This window comes from Candidatus Magnetobacterium casense (assembly GCF_019173545.1).
Taxonomy (GTDB): Bacteria; Nitrospirota; Thermodesulfovibrionia; order Thermodesulfovibrionales; family Magnetobacteriaceae; genus Magnetobacterium; species Magnetobacterium cryptolimnobacter.
In genome coordinates this window covers 1-2,120 of sequence record NZ_JABXWD010000514.1, presented here as the reverse complement: position 1 = coordinate 2,120, position 2,120 = coordinate 1, and the positions used below count along the sequence as shown (strand labels likewise).

Annotated in this window: 3 protein-coding genes; all 3 read right to left on the bottom strand. The window is 48.0% G+C overall.

Annotated elements, in window-relative coordinates; genetic code table 11:
* Window positions 1-141: 141 nt before the first annotated feature.
* On the bottom strand, window positions 142-612 hold the full coding sequence (locus tag HWQ67_RS17040) for a DUF29 domain-containing protein (protein WP_218253888.1): 471 nt from the start codon (window positions 610-612) through the stop codon (window positions 142-144).
* 1 nt (window position 613) lies between these two features.
* A complete protein-coding gene (locus HWQ67_RS17035) occupies window positions 614-1,084 on the bottom strand; it encodes a DUF29 domain-containing protein (protein WP_218253887.1) in 471 nt (156 codons plus the stop codon).
* Window positions 1,085-1,177: 93 nt separating this feature from the next.
* Window positions 1,178-2,120, bottom strand: a 943-nt coding sequence (locus tag HWQ67_RS17030) for a tetratricopeptide repeat protein (RefSeq protein WP_218253886.1), incomplete at its 5' end; no start/stop codon positions are given.

The following is a 2,120-nucleotide window of genomic DNA, read 5'->3' as shown; positions in this document are numbered from 1 at the left end:
TTGCAGGGGAGGTCAAGGAGGGGGCGGAGCCGCCCTTCTTGTAGGGGGTAGGGGGCGAAGCCCCCATTCTTTCTTTGACGAAGCCACCAACTACTTTCTTATGCACCCATCCTGACAACCACGGTTGATTGTGGCGCTACCCTATTGGGGCAGGTAGCTGTAATCCATTAATTGCTCAAAGGTGTAGTGGCAGGTCTCAGGTAATTGTCTGGCGCTAATTCCGGTTTCAACTTCAAACATCAGTTTAGCTTCTATAAATTCTTTAGCCATAACGGTTTCTATATTATACTTTAAACTTGGATTGTCCTCAAGCAGGCGTTTAAGCTCTCTTCTCTGATTAACTATTGTTGTAATCCAACTCTCACTACGTCGGTTTAGTTGGTACTGCCATTTTAGCAGGTGCATTATCAACACCGCTAATCGACTCGCCAGCTCCCTTTTGCTGCTCCTGCCCATGTCCTCCAGCTCCTCTATTATATTTTCCAGGTCTATCTCCGTGAACCTGCCCTGCCGCAACAGGTCGGCATTATGAAACGCCCATTGATAAAAATCAACCTCATAGAGGTCACTGGCTGCAATCGTGTCGTTATGTGTTTGAGTTAAGGTATTCATGTTATTGTGGTAGGAAGCCGTAATCCATTAATTGTTCAAAGGTGTAGGGGCAGGTCTTGGGTAATTGACTGGCGCTAATTTTTGTTTCAACTTCAAACTTTAGTTTAGCTCCTATAAATCCCTTAGAGATAACGGTTTCTATATTGTATTTCAGGCTTGGGCTGTCAGCAAGTAAAGAATCAATCTCCGTTCTTTGATTACCTATTGTTGTAATCCAACTTTCACTACGTCGGTTTGGTTGGTACTGCCATTTTAGCAAGTGCATTATTAATACCGCTAATCGGTTAAAAAGTTCTCGTCTGTCTCTTCTGGCCATGCCCTCCAACTCCTCTACTATATTTTCCAGGTCTATCTCCGTGAATCTGCCTTGTCGCAACAGGTCGGCATTATGAAACGCCCATTGATAAAAATCAACCTCATAGAGGTCACGGGCTGTTAGTGTGTCGTTGTCTGTTTGAGTTAAGGTATCCATAGATATATGCTAACATTACTCACGGGACATTTGTCAAGAAACCCGGGGCGCATAGTGATAGTCATTCAGGGATAGTCATTCAGGGATAGTCATTCAGGGCATTGCCCTTAGGTTGTCCTGGGCATTTCGATGACCCGGGTCCAGGTCTATGGCGATTTTGAATTGCTCTCTTGCCTGGTCTGCCTTGCCCTGGAGCTTTAAGCAGATGCCAAGATTGTTGTGTGCATCGGCATAATCGGGGCGCAGGTCAACCGCTTTTTTAATAGCATCACAGGCATCGCCTATCCTGCCTTGCTTTCCTAAGACGACCCCCAGGTTGTTATATGCCTCTGCGTAGCCGGGATTGAGCCTGATAGCCGTGGCATATTGGTCTGCGGCGTTGTCCAGATTGCCCAGCCCCTCATACAGACGCCCAAGACGATAATGCACGGTGTGTATTTTGGGATTGCCCTTTCCCACCTCCAGGGCATAGAGATATTGGTTCATGGCCTCTTCAGGGCGCCCTTGACGCAGATAAGCATCCCCCAGATTGACATGTCCCGCTATATTGTCCTTGTACTTAACGGCGGCCCTGAATGTCTCAACGGCCTCGTTAAATCGCCCTTGCTCCATGTAAATCGCCCCCAAATTGTTATACGCATCGGCATAATCACCCTTAATGGCAACGGCGGCCTTGTACTGCCCTATGGCATCATCGGGACGACCTTGCCTGTAGTAGACAAAGCCAAGGCGTGCATGTACCTCGGGATTGGCCGGCTCATAGGTCAGGATATAACTGAGCGTCTCTGCCGCCTTGTCGTACAACCCCTTGCGTGCGTATGCCGCCGCCAGCGAAATACGGACAAACGTGTGCGGAGACTTCATCACATTATCCTCATAGGCCGTTATGGCAGACTGACAGATGGCGTTTCTCCTGTACGTACCAACGCCAAACACAACCGATACGACTAAAAGAGCAATCGTCACCGCAATCCGCACCCTTTTTGTACCAACGGAATCGTAGGACATAAACAACCCCACAACGACAACAACAAAG